The sequence below is a fragment of the Chitinophaga fulva genome (genome assembly GCF_012927205.1).
GTDB lineage: Bacteria > Bacteroidota > Bacteroidia > Chitinophagales > Chitinophagaceae > Chitinophaga > Chitinophaga fulva.
In genome coordinates, this window is sequence record NZ_JABBGC010000001.1 from 454,787 (window position 1) to 471,525 (window position 16,739).

Consider the following 16,739-nt stretch of genomic DNA (forward strand, 5'->3'; position numbering starts at 1 on the left):
AGGTATTTGTTTATAACAAGTTAATAGCTAATCAATTTTCAAACTGTTTGCCGGGTTAGACAATGCAGCCCGTACGGTTTGCAGACCGGTGGTGGCCAACGCGATTACCACCGCCAAAAGGGAAACGCCCGCAAACAGCCACCAATGGATTTCCACGTGGAAAGCAAATCCATTCAGCCATCGCTGCATCAGGTACCAGGATATGGGTATTGCCACCAGTACTGCTATCAGTACCAGTTTCAGGAAATCGCGTGACAGCAACACCACAATACTGCCTACCGAAGCGCCCAACACTTTACGGATACCAATTTCCTTGCGTCGTTGCGCCATCACCAGCACGGCTATCGCAAACAGCCCCATACAGGAGATAATGATGGCCAATACAGCGCCACTCATGAATATTTTGGAAAAACGGGCCTCCTGGCGATACAGCCTGTCAGTGTTTTCATCCAGGAAACCGGGATCATTCTTAGCCAGCGGATTAACTTCTTTCCATACAGCAGTGATATGCTCCATAGCCGCAGCCGGATGGCTGGTATTGACTTTCACAAACAAATAATTCATGCGCGATTGTGCGTCCATCATTATCATCAGCGGTTCTATCTTCTTGTGCAGCGACTCAAAATGATAATCCTTCACCACCCCGATTACGTGGTAAGGTTGTCCACTGGGATTGAGTATCGCACCTAACGGGTCTTTTTCGTTTAGCTGTCTGGCCATTTGTTCGTTGATCACCACACCAGAGGAATCTGTTCCGTACTGACGGGAGAAATCCCTACCGGCCACCATCTTCAGGTCCAGCGTCTTTGCATAGTCATAGTCTACCACGATACACTGCGTGCTGATATGACTGCCTTTATAGTCAAAACCGCGGTTCCAGTTACCAGAAGAGCCGTCTTTCCCTATTCCAAGATTCAGTATGCTGCCGGTAATACTTTGCACCGACGGTTCTGAGGCCAGTTTATTGCGAAAAGCTGCACGGGCTTGCGGCGGGGCATTGTCAGCCGGAATACTGATCACCTGTGTGGTATTGTAACCTAACGGGGTAGCACGTATGAAATTCATTTGCTGCCAGATAACTGCAGTACAACTGATTAACATCGCCGCCACCATGAACTGGAAAACAATCAGGCCATTACGCACACTACTTCCCCTGTTTAGTCTTAATTTCCCTTTCAATACCTGTACAAGGTTGACCCGCGCTATTTTCCATGCAGGATAACCACCAGCCAGCAACGTTACCAGGAAGAAGCCCACCGCGGTCCCTAAAACTATCCAGCCATTACGGAAAAGATGGAAGCTCAACTGATGCCGGAAGGTGGCGTTGTAATATGGCAGCAGCACTGCCGCGAGCAACAGGCTTACAATGAGGGACACCAAACAAAGGAGAAAGGCCTCACTCCAAAATTGCATCATCAGCTGCCTGTCCATGGCGCCCAGTGCTTTCCTCAGCCCGATCTCACCACCACGGGTAAAGGATCTGGCAATTGACAGGTTGATAAAATTAATACAGGCTATGCCTATGATCAAACAGGCCAGCATCACCATCATCCATGGATAAAAAGGACGCAGCCCGCTGCCAAACGTACTATAGGGGGAAAGGTGAAAGTCATTGAGCGTGATGGTGTTTATACGTAGCAACTCACCATCTTTATCCGGTATCCCTCCCATAGTTTTCAGGCTGGTAATAGGATCAGCCATATACTTGTGCGCAATGGCTATCAGGCTTTTATCAAAGGCAGCAGCATTTACATTGGCCGCTACTTCTACCATTAAGGGGTAGCTGGAAACGTTCCAGTTATCCCGGATAGTGCTATAATCCTCTACATTCTCAAAGCGGGTCAGCGCTTCAAAAGTGATACTGGAATTGTCCGGTATATTATCTGCTACTGCCGAAACCACGAAGGGTTTCCAATTATCGCCTATTTTGACCTCCAGCGCTTTTCCCACGGGATTTTCCTCATTGAACAGCGCCTTCGCTGAGTTTTGTGTCAGCACAAGCTGGTCCAGGCTCCCCAGGGCGGTTTGTTTGTTGCCTTGCTGCAAGGGGAAAGAAAACATCCGGAGGAAATCGGCATCCACCATCTCCACATCCAGGTAAATATTTTTATCCTTATAACGTACAGGCATATCCCCGCCACCCATACGGGAAACGCGCTTCACGCCCGGTACTTCTTTTTGTAATACGCCGGCAAGTGGCTCAGAAAAACTTTTGTTGATCCGTACGCCTTTGCTGGTATTGTCCTTCCGGTACAACTGATATACATGTTCCTTGTTTTCCTGGAAGTTGTCATAGGACCATTCATGATAGGCTGTAAGGGATAGCAGTAACGCTGCGCAAATAGCGATACTCATGCCGGTCATATTCACCGCGGCAAATACTTTTTGCTTCCATAAGTTTCTCCACGCAATCCTGAGATAGCTTATAAACATGAGATATCACTGATTTAAAAGTTAGAAAATAAAACAGGGCGCGTAGATACACACTCTGATTTGCTGTTCACTTGTTATTCTCTTTATAATATTTTTAGTCATTCCTTAATACATCCACCGGGTTAGACGACGCTGCGCGCCATGTTTGGGAGATGATCGCCAGCAGGGCGATACACAGTAAGGCGGCAAAGCTGCCGGCCAGTGTAAAAAACCCTATGCTGATGCGGTTGGCAAATATTTGCAGGAACAGCAGACTACCCAGGTAGCCCAGTGGCAACGCAATCAAGCCTGCCAGCAGGATCAGCCGGAGATAATTGCGGGACAGCAACAATACCAGTCCAGATACACCGGCCCCCATCACCTTGCGTACGCCAATTTCCCTACGACGGGTGAAAGTAGTGTAGGAGACCACTCCCAACAGGCCCAGCGCAGCGATGACCGTAATCATCAGCACCAATATTGCCACTGCGGACACCGGCTCTTTTCCACTGGTTTTCTCATGTAACAAGTCACTCATCCATTCGGCTGTAAACGTCTGCTCCGGATGCATTTCCAGCCACGCCGCTTTAATACCGGCCATGACAGTTTCTCTATCCCCGGTATTTACCAGTACCTGCAACTGCCTGAACTGGTCCGGAACAAACCGGATCGCCATCGGGAATATCGGTGCTTCTATAGGTTGATAATTAAAATCCTTTATTACACCAATGATGCTGACCATCGAAGAATCGGAGATCCATATGGCCTTACCAATGGCATCTGACGGTGATTTGAGGTTCAGGGATTTTACCATCTGCTCATTGACAATAATGTATTGCTCATGGTCCCGGGACATGGTAGGCGGAAAGCCAGTCCCGGCCAGCAACTTCAGCTGCATTATTTTCAGGAAGTCAGCATCACCAGCATAATAACCCATCTCCATGCGGCTACCATTCATTTCCGTTCTCACCTGCCAAAAGCCGCTGTGCCTTGGAACGCCCAATGTACCTGAGCTGGCGGTGATCGCTTCTACTCCCTTCACCTGCATCATACGGTCTTTCATCAACTGAAAGTCAGCATCAGCCAATGGTACGTTCAGGATATTATCCCGGGAAAAGCCCATGTTAAAGGCCTCTTTATAAGCAAACTGCCGGTATACGGTCACAAAGAAGATGATCGCTGTGAGTGATAATGTAAACTGTATCACGATAAGCGTCTTGCGCAAACCCAGACCACCGAACAATTTGATGTCTACCATATTGCGCAGTACTTTGGCCGGCTGAAAAGAAGACAATGCCCAGGCCGGGATAATACCCGCCAGAATACCGGTAAATACACTGAAAATCAGGAACCACCCTATAAGCCCGAAGTCTACCGGTTCACCAGACAGGAATGCGATGCCGATGGAAGTATAATTTTCTGCCAGTATCAGCAACACGATAGCCAGTACCAGGGAGAGCATGCACATGACAACCGACTCTGTAATAAACTGCATAAACACCTGCCAGCGGAGCGCACCGTTTACCTTGCGGACACCTACTTCCCGCGCCCGTTGCAGGGACCGTACAATAGACAGGTTGGTATAATTAAAGCAGGCACATACCAGCAAACCGAAGGCAATGGCTATTGCCGCCAATACTTTGCCCCATGGCGGCGCATTGCCAATGTCGTTATATAACTCTTGTGCAGGGGAAATGCTGCCAAGAGATTGCTGTTCCAGCGTAATACTGCCTATCCCTTTGGCTGCCGGCTGATAAAACCGTTTGGATATAAATGACAGCGCAGTGGCCAATGCCGTTTTGCTGACATCGGGTTTAAGCTTCACATAGATATATCCATCCTGTACCTGGTTCCAGTCCAGCAACCGCTTAGGCAAAACACCCTGCTGTTCTAACGCAGGAACGGACGACAATGAAGCATACGCATCATAGTCAATATGACTCAAACCCGGCGGAGGAGCCAGAATACCAGTAACGATATAATCGCCCTGCTTTTCGAAATGCACCACTTTTCCCATGGCTTGTGTATTCCCGAAAATTCTGCTGGCCGTAGCTTCACTCAAAACAATACTGTTGGGTGCAGATAAGGCAGTAGCCGGATCTCCGCTCTTTAGCCTGAAACCGAATACCCGAAAGAAAGATGGTTCTGTGAAAGCACCATTTACCGGCAATTTCTTTTTCCCGTCGATCACATTGCCCGATAATACACTGTATAAGCTCACCACATCTTCGGCAATGGCATAGTCTTGCCGCAATACCGTCGCCAGCGGCAATGGCGAACTGGCCATGTGGTAATGTTTTCCTTCCTGCGTGGTAGCCTGGGAAGTAATACGCCAGGTACGGGAAGCAGCAGGATGGAACTTATCATAACTAAAATCTTTTTTGGTCGACTTCAACACCATTAAACATACAGTCATGCTTAATGCCAGACCGGCAATATTGATAAAGGCAAACAGCTTTTGCCGGCGCAGGTTCCTGAATGCAATTAGTATGTAACGGAGAAACATATACGTTAAGATTATTCAGTCCTCAATGATTTTACCGGATTCATGAGTGCAGCCCTCACAGACTGGATGCTCACAGTAAATAAAGCGATCAGGATGACAACAAGGGCAGTAAGGGCAAACATCCACCAGTACAGGTGTATCCTGAAAGCAAAATGGTGCAGCCATTGCTCCATGCAGAACCAGGCTACCGGTATACCAATGGTGATACCCACCAGTACCTGCTTCAGGAAATCCCGCGACAGTAACGCGGACACTTGTACCACGGAGGCTCCCAACACCTTACGGACACCAATTTCTTTGGTGCGCTGCCGGGCTATCAGCATAGACAGTCCCAGCAAACCAATACAGGCAATAAAAACAGCAAGGCTAGCGAAGATGCCAAAAATCTGTCCCATGGTCCGCTCGCTGACGTATTGCGTCTGCAGGTCCTGTTGTACAAAGGAATAGTTGAAAGGATTATCAGGGGCCAGTTTATTCCACACCTTCTCCATACTTGCCAGCTGGTCAAGATGATTGCCCCTCGCGAGCCTGACAGTCAGCACCGCTGCTTCCTGAGGCCTTACCTGGTAAATCACGGGGTCAATCTGGTAATGAAGGGAACGGAAGTTAAAATCTTCTGTGACGCCTATAATTGTTCCCTGTTTAACCAAATTTCCCGGTCGCCACTCAATACGTTTTCCGATAGGATCTATCAACCCTAATCTTTTGGCCGCGGCCCTGTTGACAATAAAAGCGTCACTGGAATCCGTGGCCATAGCAGGATCAAAGTCCCTGCCGGCGATCAGCTTGATGCCTGTGGTCTTCAGCAGTTCAGCATCTCCACTGATCACATTGGCTACAAAAGCTTCTTTATCTGAGCCTCCCACCATGCCAATCGGGCAGTCCATCAGGATCCCCGTGCCGACCAGGAAGTTACTCAGTGATGCCTGTTGCACACCAGGCAACGCCTTCAGTTCCACTTTCAGTAATTGCGCCCGCGACACCGTATCAAGACCATCCAGGTATATATTGACCAAATGTTCTTTATCAAAACCAAGATTTTTTTGCTGCCAGAAACGTAACTGTGTATAAACTACAGTTGTAGCAATTATCAATATCACCGCAATAGCAAATTGCGATACCACAAGCGCCCGGCGGACAAACGACTTGGTGGCCGCCGCCATAAAACGCCCTTTTAATACCCTGACAGGCATCAACCCTGACAGGTACAAAGCAGGATAACTGCCTGCCAACAGGCCCACTATTGCCGCCAGCCCCAGCAGCCCACCGTATATAAAACCGTCTGTGGATGTAAATAAACCCAGGGATTTTCCTGTAATACTGTTGAATAACGGCAGGAAAGCGAGCACCAATATCAATGCAGCTACCAGCGACAAAAAGCTGATCAGGACCGACTCTGCCAGAAACTGGAACACAAGGCTCTGCCTTTCTGCTCCCAGCACTTTACGCAATCCCACTTCTTTTGCCCTCTCATCTCCCCGAGCCGTAGTCAGGTTCATGAAATTGATACAGGCTATTAATACTATAAATGCAGCTATAGCGATGTAGAGACGGATAGCCAACATATTGTCTGTTCCCCCAATGTCGCCGTCAGGACGTAAATGAGCGTGCTGTAACGGTTGCAGCGCAAGGGAAAAATGGATGTCATACTTTTCAAGTATGCTGCCAATATGCAATTTGACAAAGTCTTTCAGCAGCGGCTCCATTTTTTTAGGATCAGTACCATCAGCCAGTTGCACGTAGGTCACATTACTACTGAACATATACCACAACTTTTCCCATGCCTCATGCCGGCTCATGAGCGTGGAAAAAGACTGAATGATGTCCATCCGGAGGTCTGTATTGGCCGGCATATCCCGGGCCACTCCGGTAACAGTACAGGTATAGTCATTCCCTACTTTAAGCATTTTGCCGATAGGTGATTGCTGACCGAAATATCTTTTAGCAGCACTGGCTGTCAGTACTACAGTATAGGGGTCTTTAAGTACGGTTGCAGGATCACCTTCCAGCAGGGGAAAATCAAACATCTGAAAAAAAGAGGCATCAGCATAACCGGAATGTTCCTCCAGTATCTTCTTGTCACCCTGGGTAAACAACGTGGTGCCGGGAGTGAATATCCTGACGGCATCCTTGATACCACTGATTTCCTTTTTGAGCGCCGGGCCAACGGGGAACTGGATGGACGCATTGTAATTCATGGTGCCGTTGGCCGTATTACTTTCTGCCGTTGTAAGCCGGTAGATATTGTTCCCTTTGTGATGGAACCTGTCAAAGCTTAGTTCATCCCGCACATACAACACGATCATTATACAGCAGGCCATTCCCACTGCCAATCCACAAACGTTGATGGCAGTGAGAAATTTGTGCCGCTGTAAATGACGGAAAGCGATCTTAAAATAGTTCCGGAACATAATGCAGTAATTTAGAATGGCGGAAGGAGAAAACTACACGTGAAACTGTTCTTTTATATTTTCAGTCACAACCCGTCCGTCAAACAAGTTGATGATGCGGTGTGCAAATCCTGCGTCGTAGGGTGAGTGGGTCACCATGATCAGCGTGGTACCGGCATTATTCAGTTCCTGCAACAGCTTCATCACTTCTTCACCGTTGGAGGAATCGAGGTTACCGGTAGGTTCATCCGCAAGGATCAGGTTGGGTTTGGCCACTACGGCACGGGCGATAGCTACACGTTGTTGCTGGCCACCAGACAGCTGTTGCGGGAAGTGGTTACGGCGATGCATAATGTTCATCCGCTCCAGCACTTCTTCCACTTTTTGTTTTCTTTCAGCCGGCGCCACTTTCAGGTATAACAACGGTAACTCTACATTCTCATAAACCGTCAGTTCATCAATCAGGTTGAAGCTTTGGAATACGAAGCCTATAGAGCCTTTGCGCAGCTGTGCACGTTGGCGCTCGCTCATTCTCGCCACTTCTTTACCCCAGAAATGATACTCACCGTCACTGGGATTGTCCAGTAACCCAAGTATGTTCAGTAAGGTTGATTTACCACAACCAGACGGTCCCATAATGGCAACAAACTCTCCGTCCTGCACTTCCATATTGATTCCATTGAGCGCAGTTGTTTCCACTTCTTCTGTTGTGAACAGCTTTTGTAAGTTAACGGTACGTATCATATCGTTTGATTGACTTTAATGAATGATGGTTTTTACAATACTAGTTTATATAAAAATGGATGATCGTTAAAACGCCAGTACATCTTTGTTACCAAAGTTCTCGTAGGAAGAAGTGATTACCTGGTCACCCGGTTGCAGTCCTTCCAATACTTCAAAATACAAAGGATTTTTTCTTCCCAGGGAGATATTGCGCTTCACCGCCTTTTTCCCGTTCCGGTCCACTACATATACCCAGTTGCCACCGGTGTCGGAAAAGAATCCGCCAAGGGGCAGTAACAACGCTTCCTGCGATTTACCCAGCACCAAACGGATAGGCGTGGACTGTCCACGGCGGATACCATCAGGTGTTTGTTTTTCAAAATTCATATCTGCCTGAAAACGACCACTTTTCACTTCGGGATACACTTTAGTCACCACCATATCGTATGATTTGCCATCAAACTCAAAAGTAGCTTTCAACCCTGCAAACACCTGCGATACATAGTGTTCGTCGATATCTGCACGTAGTTTAAAACCGTTCAGGTCGTCAATCTGGCCAATATTCTGGCCGGCGGTAATGCTGGAGCCCACCTCCACATCAATGGAAGATAACTGACCAGACACCGGGGCCCGTACGATCAGGCTGTTGAGGTTCTGTTTCATCAGCTCCAGGTTGCGCTGCGTTCTGGACAATGTTCCTTCCAGCTGTGTAATCTGCTGACGGGCATTTTCACGTTGATATGCCTGCGATTGCAGCTGAATCTCACGCTGGCGCTTGTAGCCTTCCAGCTCGATCTTGTTTTTGTTGAATTCCTGGCGGGCAACGATCTTCTCGTCTACCAGCTGCTTATTACGGTCATAAAGGTCCTGCGCGGCATCAATCTTGGCATTGATGTCGGAAACGGCCTGTTGCATCACGAAGTCCTGCTGACGGATATTCAGACGGGTGTTCTGCAACTCGTTCCGTAAACGGTAGATCTCAGTTTCATGGTTTACAAATTCCATCATCATATGCTGGTTGTCCAGCTTCAGGATGGAATCCCCTTCTTTTACCATACTGCCGCCCTCCAGATATTTACGGCTTACATAACCGCCTTCAATAGCATCAAGACGGATCGTTTTCAAAGGCATCACCACAGCGGTAACAGCGATATATACATCGAAAGTCCCTTTCTTGACAGCAGAGATCGTGATCTTGTCCTTCTCCACGTTCAGCGTGGCCCGGTGGTCCGCAAAGATCAGCGTGTACAGTAACAACAGCGCTACCAGACCGCCACCGCCGATCATCAGGATGCGCTTTTTATTCCAGAACTTCTTTTCTATTTTTCTGTCCATGTTAATTACCAAAAAGTTTGTGCTCTGAGAATTCCAATCCATATGCCAAAGGACAAAACGTCCTACCAATAAGCATTATAGCGGATAACCGCACCTAAAAAATGTCCTGTGGCGGACAACCGGTGTTCATAAACGGACACTTTTCGGAAAGCCGGAAATAAAGCGCATTGTAAAAAAATCTTTCTGTAATATTGTTGCATTCACCTTTTACCCATGACCACCATGCAACCCGGAAAAATTCTGATCGTTGACGACGATGTTGATGTATTGCGCGCGGCCCGTCTGCTGCTGAAACGGCACTTTGAACAGGTGGATTTTGAAAAAAATCCGCAAAAGATACCTTACCTGGTCACCAACTTCGACTATGATGTTATCCTGCTGGATATGAACTTCACCCGTGACCTGAGCAGCGGCAAAGAAGGATTTGAATGGCTGGACCGTATCCTCGATATCAAGCCGGATACAGCAGTGGTACTGTTTACCGCCTACGGCGATGTGGAAATGGCTGTAAGAGCTATTAAATCCGGCGCGGTGGACTTTGTGCTCAAGCCGTGGGAAAATGAAAAACTGCTGGCCACTATACAATCGGCCTACAACAAACGGGCATCCAAACTGGACAAGCCACCGGTAGTACACAACACCGGCAACCTGATCGTTGGCAACAGTCCCGCTATGCAGGCGGTATTCGATACTGTTTCCCGTGTAGCCGCCACCGATGCCAACGTGCTCATTCTCGGTGAAAACGGTACAGGGAAAGACATGCTGGCCAGGCATATCCACCAGCAGTCTCACCGCAGTGACAAACCCATCGTCAGCGTTGACCTCGGCGCCATCAGCGAAACACTCTTTGAAAGCGAACTTTTCGGGCACGTAAAAGGCGCCTTCACCGATGCCCGTGAAGACAGGGCCGGCCGTTTTGAAGAAGCATCCGGCGGCACCATCTTCCTCGATGAAATCGGTAACATCTCCATCCCCTTTCAGGCAAAACTCCTGACCGTACTGCAAAACAGATCGGTGACCAAAGTAGGCTCCAATAAGAGTATACCCATCGACGTTAGACTGATCTGCGCTACCAACCGCAATATTCAGCAACAGGCCGCCCAGCACCTTTTCCGGCAGGACCTGCTGTACCGCATCAATACCATCGAAATACACCTGCCTCCCCTGCGCGAACGCAGGGAAGACATCATACCACTGGCGGAACATTTCCTGCAACTGTACCGCGAAAGATATAAACGCCAGGTCAACAGTCTGCATGAATCCCTCATCCAGCAACTGGAAAAATATGAATGGCCCGGCAACATCCGCGAACTGCAACATGCCATGGAAAGAGCCGTGATTCTCTCTCAGGGCAAAACACTGCAGCCCAAAGATGTGTTTGTGAAAAACAACAATACACAGGACCCGCAAATGGATACCGGCTATAACCTGGAAGAAATGGAACGCACCATCATCACCCAGGCTATGAAAAAGTGTAACGGCAATATCACCGAAGCCGCTAAAGAACTGGGCCTCAGCAGGGCTGCACTCTACAGAAGACTCGAGAAATATAATATTTAGGTCCCCGTTTGCCGGGGCCCGCTCCGGCAAACCTTTCCATCATGAACCGTTTCAGCGTCAATATCATCCTTCGCATACTGCTGCTCACCATCTCACTGGCCGCTGCAGTATGGCTGTATATGCGCGGCATGACACCGCTGGCAGTCCTCACGGTCCCGTTGATACTGCTGCAGATATATGGTATTTACTACTATCTCAACCGGATCAACCGTAAACTCACCCTGTTCCTCGAGTCTATCCGGTATGAAGATTTTTCCATCCGCTTCAGCGCTGATAATCAACTCGGTAAAAGCTTCCGGATGCTCAATCACCAGTTCAACGAAGTACTGGAAGCCTTCCGGCAAACACGCGCGGAAAAAGAAGCCAACCTCAAATACATCGATACCATTATCCAGCATATCAGTATCGGCGTATTTTCCTTTGATACCGAAGGACGGATAGAGCTGATCAACCCCGCTGCTTTCCGCCTGTTGGGCATCTATCGCCTGCGTAATATTTCAGAACTGAAACCAGTGCATCCCGGCCTCTCGGAGCTATTAACGGAACTGTCTTCCGGCAACAAACTCCTGTACGCCACACGTCAGGAACAACAGCTCTCCATCAATGCCGCTACCGTGCGCCTGCAGGGACGTCTTATCAAACTGATATCCATCCAGAACATCCACTCAGAACTACAGAAAAAAGAGCTGGAAGCCTGGCAGAACCTGACTAAAATATTACGGCATGAGATCATGAACTCTGTAACGCCCATCGTGTCACTTATTGGCACGATGAAAGAGATTGTAGATCTCGATATTGCTCCCACCGCCGGCAACCGGGAAGGTATTGAAGACCTCCAGGAAGCCCTGCTGACAGTGGAAAGCCGCAGCAAAGGCATCATGAACTTTGTGAACGCTTACCGCGATTACACCACCCTTCCGCAGCCACAATTCACGCATGTCAACATCAAATCACTCGTATCCACAGTGAGCAGCCTTTTCCAGGCTGACATGAAACAGGCTAACATCCAGTTTCAACTCGAAGTGGATGCAGAAAACGTAGAGATACATGCTGACATCTCCCAATTGCAGATGGTGTTGATCAATCTGGTGAAAAACGCCATGGACGCACTGGAGCATACAGACAATGCCAGTATCCACATGAAAGTGTATCTCAACAACATACAACAGGTATGCATTGAAATCACCGACAATGGCCCTGGTATTGATACCGAAGCCATGAACAAAATTTTTATCCCCTTCTTCACCACCAAAAAAACCGGTTCAGGTATCGGCCTCAGTCTGTCTCAACAGATCATTCAAATGCATGGCGGCCAGCTGAAGGTTTTAAGCCCAGGAAATAACGGAAACGGTTCTACGTTTCTCATTCTGTTGAATACCTGATGTTTATGCAAAAAGTTTGTTATCTTGTAGTAACAACCCGCACTGCTCATGAACAAATCCGGATGGTTAGTTCTGTATTTCCTTACTTTATTTGCTGATCTCGTATTGATCAGCCTGAACCTGGACAGTCTTCGGTTTGCGACCAAGCCACTGCTGATACCGTTGTTGGCCGTTTACTTTTTGACTACCGCGGAGGCCATGCCAGCCAAACAACAGGCATGGATGTATGGCGCCATGCTATTCTGTTTATTGGGAGATGTGTTACTCATGTTTGACCACCTGTTCCTGTCAGGCCTTGGCTGTTTTCTGGTTGGCCATATTTTTTACACCGTCTTTTTTCTCACTATCCGGTATTCCAACCCACCGGTACCGTACTGCAAATATCACTGGGTATTTCTGAACGCAGCGGCAGTCATCGGTTATATCCTCTTTCTTATCCCTTACCTTGGTAATATGCTCATCCCGGTGATCATCTATTCACTGGTGATCTCCATCATGCTGCAAAGCGTGATACATGCCTTCCATTTCCGCTATCAACGGATGGCCTGGTATTGTGTAGGCGGAGCGCTGCTTTTTGTACTGTCTGACTCGCTTATTGCACTGAACCGGTTTTACCATCCGCTGCCGGCAGGCGGACAGCTGGTCATGCTCACATACGGACTGGCTCAGGCCGGGCTGGTTTATGGCGCCGTACAGTATTACCGCCGCTGATAAAAATCACCGGTATTGGTAGTAAAAAAACGGTAATTTCGTAGTCTATGCAGCAAACAGATTTTCTTGTCATCGGTTCGGGGATAGCAGGCTTGACCTATGCTCTCAAAGTATCTCAGCAATGCCCTGATAAAACGATTACCATTATCACTAAAAGCCGTGAAGATGAGACCAATACCAAGTACGCGCAGGGCGGTGTGGCCGTGGTCAATGATTTGGAAAATGACAGCTTTGAAAAACATATAGAGGATACCCTGATCGCAGGCGACGGGCTTTGCAACGAGCGTATCGTGGAAATCGTTGTCACGGAAGGTCCGGAAAGAGTAAATGAAATCATCGAATGGGGGGCTAACTTCGACAAAAACCCTGATGGTGATTTTTCTCTCGGCCGCGAAGGCGGGCACTCCGTTTTCAGAGTGATCCATCATAAAGATATTACCGGTAAAGAGATTGAACGCGCGTTACTGGAAGCCATCCACCGCCGTCCCAACATCAAACTTGTCACCCACTGCTTTGTGGTAGACCTGATCACCCAGCATCACCTGGGTTACCTGGTCACCAAATCCACACCGGACATTGAATGTTTCGGGGTATATGTGCTCAATCTTAACAGCAACAAAATAGAAACGATACTGGCGAAAGTAACCCTGCTGGCCACCGGAGGCAACGGGCAGGTGTACCGCAGTACCACCAATCCCACCATCGCTACGGGCGACGGTGTAGCGATGGTGTACCGCGCCAAAGGCCGTATCGAGAATATGGAATTTATTCAATTCCACCCTACAGCCCTCTATCAGTCCGGCGTCAATCCTTCTTTCCTGATCACGGAAGCGGTACGGGGTGATGGTGGTATACTCCGCAATATCCATGGCGAAGATTTCATGCACAAGTACGATCCACGCCTGTCACTCGCTCCACGTGATATCGTGGCCCGCGCCATTGACAGTGAAATGAAGATCACCGGTACCGAGCATGTGTATCTCGACTGCCGTCATATGGACATCGAAAAATTCATTCACCATTTCCCTAATATTTACGAGACCTGTAAGGCCATTGGCATCGATGTACAAAAACAGATGATCCCGGTAGAGCCGGCAGCACACTATAGCTGCGGTGGCATCAAAACCAACGAGTGGGGCCAAACCTCCATCCGTAATCTGTATGCCTGTGGTGAATGTGCCAGCACCGGCCTGCATGGCGCCAACCGCCTCGCTTCCAACTCCCTGCTGGAAGCTATGGTGTTTGCCCATCGTTGCTTCATGGACGCTACCAGCAAAATAGATACCCTGGAATACAGGGAAAGTGTGCCGGACTGGGATGCACGCGGCACCACAGCCCCACGGGAAATGATCCTTATTACCCAGAGCCTCAAAGAACTGAAACAGATCATGAGCGACTATGTGGGTATCGTACGTACCAACGAACGTTTGGCCCGTGCGCTACGCCGGCTGGATATGCTGCACGAAGAAACAGAGGCCCTCTACGAGAAAACAGAAGTGTCTCCTCAATTGTGTGAGCTACGTAACCTGATCACGGCCGCATACCTGATCGTAAAAGGTGCATCCTTCCGCAAAGAAAGCAGAGGCCTGCATTACAACACGGATTATCCATACAAATGTGAACTGGTACAAAATATTGTCTTGTAAGCCAACCCACTGGTTTTCATTACCTTTGCGGAGTATTCAAGTTTAGATTAGAGAGGAATATGTACTATTTGCTACTTGTTTTTTGTTACGGTATTTCCTTCTTGCCTTTCCCGGTACTCTACTTCATCAGTGATGTCCTGTATGCACTGGTGTATTACGTATTTGGTTACCGGAAGCAGGTGGTGCTGGCCAATATGAAACAGGCCTTTCCGGACAAGTCACCGGAAGAAATCAAACTGCTGGCTAAAAAATACTACCGCAACCTTACTGATATGATGGTGGAAACCATCAAACTACTCACCATAAGCAAAGAGCAGCTGCAAAAGCGCTTTATCTGCGACCTCACAGTACTTCATGAGTTGTACGCTAAAGGCAAAAGCTGCCAGCTGCACCTGGGCCATAATTTCAACTGGGAATGGGCCAACCTCTTCTGCATGCAGGACGTGTCTTTCCCCTTCCTGGTGGTGTATATGCCGCTCAGCAGTAAACCGGCCGACCGCATGTTCCGCCACTTCCGGGAGAAATTCGGCTCTATCCTTATTCCCGCCAATGATATGGCCAACAGCATGAAGCCCTGGCTCGACAAGCAGTACCTGATTGCGCTGGTGGCTGATCAGAATCCCGGTAACCCGAAGAGCTGCCTTTGGTATCCATTTCTGAATAAGATGACGCCTTTCTACAAAGGCCCTGAAATGGCCGCCCGCAGAAACGATATCCCGGTAGTGTTTGTAGACATCCGCAAAACCAAGCGCGGTTATTATCACGCTACCCTGAAGCTGATGTTTGAAGAGCCGCAACAGGAGCCGGTAGGAAAAATCACCGAAACCTTTGTGCGGTTCCTGGAGAAAAATATTCATGAACAACCTGAAGTATGGGTATGGAGCCACAGAAGATGGAAACACCAATATCCTGGTACACCGGAAACGAAACAAAACGAAAAGGCCTGAGCAGTTGCTCAGGCCTTTTCGTTTATACATTCACCGGCTGTTATCATCCGGGTATTTTCAGTTTCTGTCCGGGATAGATCAGGTTGGGATCTTTGATCTGATCTTTATTAGCCTCGAAGATATCTTTCCAGGAAACACCGGGATAGTTCTTCGCAATCTTACTCAGACTGTCGCCGGATTTTACTTCATAGACCTGCTCACCGCCGCCGCCATCAGCAACAGCGATATTCATCACTACATCAGCAGAACGCATTTCGGGGTCCAGTTTTTCGTAGGTGCTCCACAGTTGGTCTTTCACCTCTGCAGTAGCCTCTCCGTCGATGTACAGTACATTGTCCTGTTCCCTTACCTGTAAATTGGTAACGCCGGCGCTGTTAGCCTGGCTGATCAGTTCCTGGTATTTATCCTGTAAGCTCATGACAGTAATTTTTTAAAGGGTTATTTCAATTTAAGATTGTTGTTGACTTTTTTGGGCTTAGATTCCTGGGCTGTCTGAATGATTTTACGCAGATCGCTTTTTTTAGCTTCGCCGTTCAGGGTTACTTCACCATTGGCCACGGTAACGGTTACTGTAGAAAATCCGCCTGCAGCATAGGCAGAATCAAGGGTTTTCTTCAGCACATCGTCGGGGTTGATGGTAACCGGAGCTGGGGCTGGTTCCGGCGCCTTCACGGTGATGTTATTGGAGACAGATTTTACACCGGAAACACCTTTTAAGGCTTCTTCCGCTGCTGCTTTGGCGGCATCGTCAGTTACTTCGCCATTCAGCGTTACTACACCGCCTTTCACTTCTGCAGTGATGCCGGGAATAGTACTCAGTTTTTCATTAACGGCCTTCTGGATTTTGCTGTCCGAAGGCTTACAGGCGAAGAAGAAAACGCCCATCACCATCAAAAGGGCGAGTGCTAAGGATTTTCTATTCATGGTTAGAAAGTTTTAGTCCCAGAAGATAACAAATAACGTGCTAATAGAAAATTTTTTCCTGTTTAACTAATTGTTAATCAATTAAAAATTGATATAAAATAAAAGGCAAACCTGAAAGAAAGCTACTGTAATAAAGGATTTCGGGGAAATAGAGCAGCAGTAGTATACATTTATTTATTTACTCATATAAAAAACAAACAGGC

Annotated in this window: 12 protein-coding genes; 5 read left to right on the forward strand and 7 right to left on the reverse strand. The window is 48.1% G+C overall.

Annotation, left to right across the window (positions count from 1 at the left end; genetic code table 11):
• Positions 1–27: 27 nt before the first annotated feature.
• From HHL17_RS01980 to HHL17_RS02000, 5 genes are all read right to left on the reverse strand, one after another.
• A complete protein-coding gene (locus HHL17_RS01980; RefSeq protein ID WP_169223123.1) occupies positions 28–2,433 on the reverse strand; it encodes an ABC transporter permease in 2,406 nt (801 codons plus the stop codon).
• 94 nt (positions 2,434–2,527) lie between these two features.
• The gene (locus HHL17_RS01985) at positions 2,528–4,918 is read right to left on the reverse strand and encodes an ABC transporter permease (RefSeq protein WP_169223124.1); all 2,391 of its coding nucleotides are present in this window, start codon (positions 4,916–4,918) and stop codon (positions 2,528–2,530) included.
• 11 nt (positions 4,919–4,929) lie between these two features.
• Positions 4,930–7,329 (reverse strand): ABC transporter permease, encoded by a 2,400-nt coding sequence (locus tag HHL17_RS01990; RefSeq protein WP_169223125.1) that lies wholly within the window; start codon positions 7,327–7,329, stop codon positions 4,930–4,932.
• A gap of 33 nt (positions 7,330–7,362) precedes the next feature.
• Entirely contained in the window at positions 7,363–8,052 is a 690-nt protein-coding gene (locus tag HHL17_RS01995; RefSeq protein WP_168808079.1) for an ABC transporter ATP-binding protein, read from the reverse strand.
• A 66-nt stretch (positions 8,053–8,118) separates the two neighbouring features.
• The gene (locus HHL17_RS02000; protein WP_169223126.1) at positions 8,119–9,366 is read right to left on the reverse strand and encodes an efflux RND transporter periplasmic adaptor subunit; all 1,248 of its coding nucleotides are present in this window, start codon (positions 9,364–9,366) and stop codon (positions 8,119–8,121) included.
• 213 nt (positions 9,367–9,579) lie between these two features.
• On the opposite strand from HHL17_RS02000, the gene HHL17_RS02005 reads away from it, so the two are divergent.
• Genes HHL17_RS02005 through HHL17_RS02025 form a run of 5 tightly spaced genes read left to right on the forward strand, consistent with a single transcriptional unit; the run spans position 9,580 to position 15,612 of the window.
• Entirely contained in the window at positions 9,580–10,926 is a 1,347-nt protein-coding gene (locus HHL17_RS02005) for a sigma-54-dependent transcriptional regulator (RefSeq protein ID WP_206155893.1), read from the forward strand.
• A 41-nt stretch (positions 10,927–10,967) separates the two neighbouring features.
• Entirely contained in the window at positions 10,968–12,308 is a 1,341-nt protein-coding gene (locus tag HHL17_RS02010; protein ID WP_169223127.1) for a sensor histidine kinase, read from the forward strand.
• A 48-nt stretch (positions 12,309–12,356) separates the two neighbouring features.
• Positions 12,357–13,019 carry a lysoplasmalogenase gene (locus HHL17_RS02015; protein ID WP_169223128.1) on the forward strand — a complete coding sequence of 221 codons (663 nt, stop codon included), beginning with the start codon at positions 12,357–12,359 and terminating at the stop codon, positions 13,017–13,019.
• A gap of 47 nt (positions 13,020–13,066) precedes the next feature.
• Positions 13,067–14,665, forward strand: a complete 1,599-nt coding sequence (gene nadB / locus HHL17_RS02020) for an L-aspartate oxidase (RefSeq protein ID WP_169223129.1) — start codon at positions 13,067–13,069, stop codon at positions 14,663–14,665.
• 59 nt (positions 14,666–14,724) lie between these two features.
• Positions 14,725–15,612 (forward strand): lysophospholipid acyltransferase family protein, encoded by an 888-nt coding sequence (locus HHL17_RS02025; protein WP_169223130.1) that lies wholly within the window; start codon positions 14,725–14,727, stop codon positions 15,610–15,612.
• Between the two features lie 43 nt (positions 15,613–15,655).
• Here HHL17_RS02025 and HHL17_RS02030 read toward each other — a convergent pair whose 3' ends face one another.
• Both HHL17_RS02030 and HHL17_RS02035 read right to left on the reverse strand, forming a co-directional pair.
• On the reverse strand, positions 15,656–16,030 hold the full coding sequence (locus HHL17_RS02030) for a LysM peptidoglycan-binding domain-containing protein (RefSeq protein ID WP_169223131.1): 375 nt from the start codon (positions 16,028–16,030) through the stop codon (positions 15,656–15,658).
• 20 nt (positions 16,031–16,050) lie between these two features.
• Positions 16,051–16,536, reverse strand: coding sequence for a BON domain-containing protein (locus tag HHL17_RS02035; protein WP_169223132.1), 486 nt, complete (start codon positions 16,534–16,536; stop codon positions 16,051–16,053).
• Positions 16,537–16,739 lie beyond the last annotated feature (203 nt).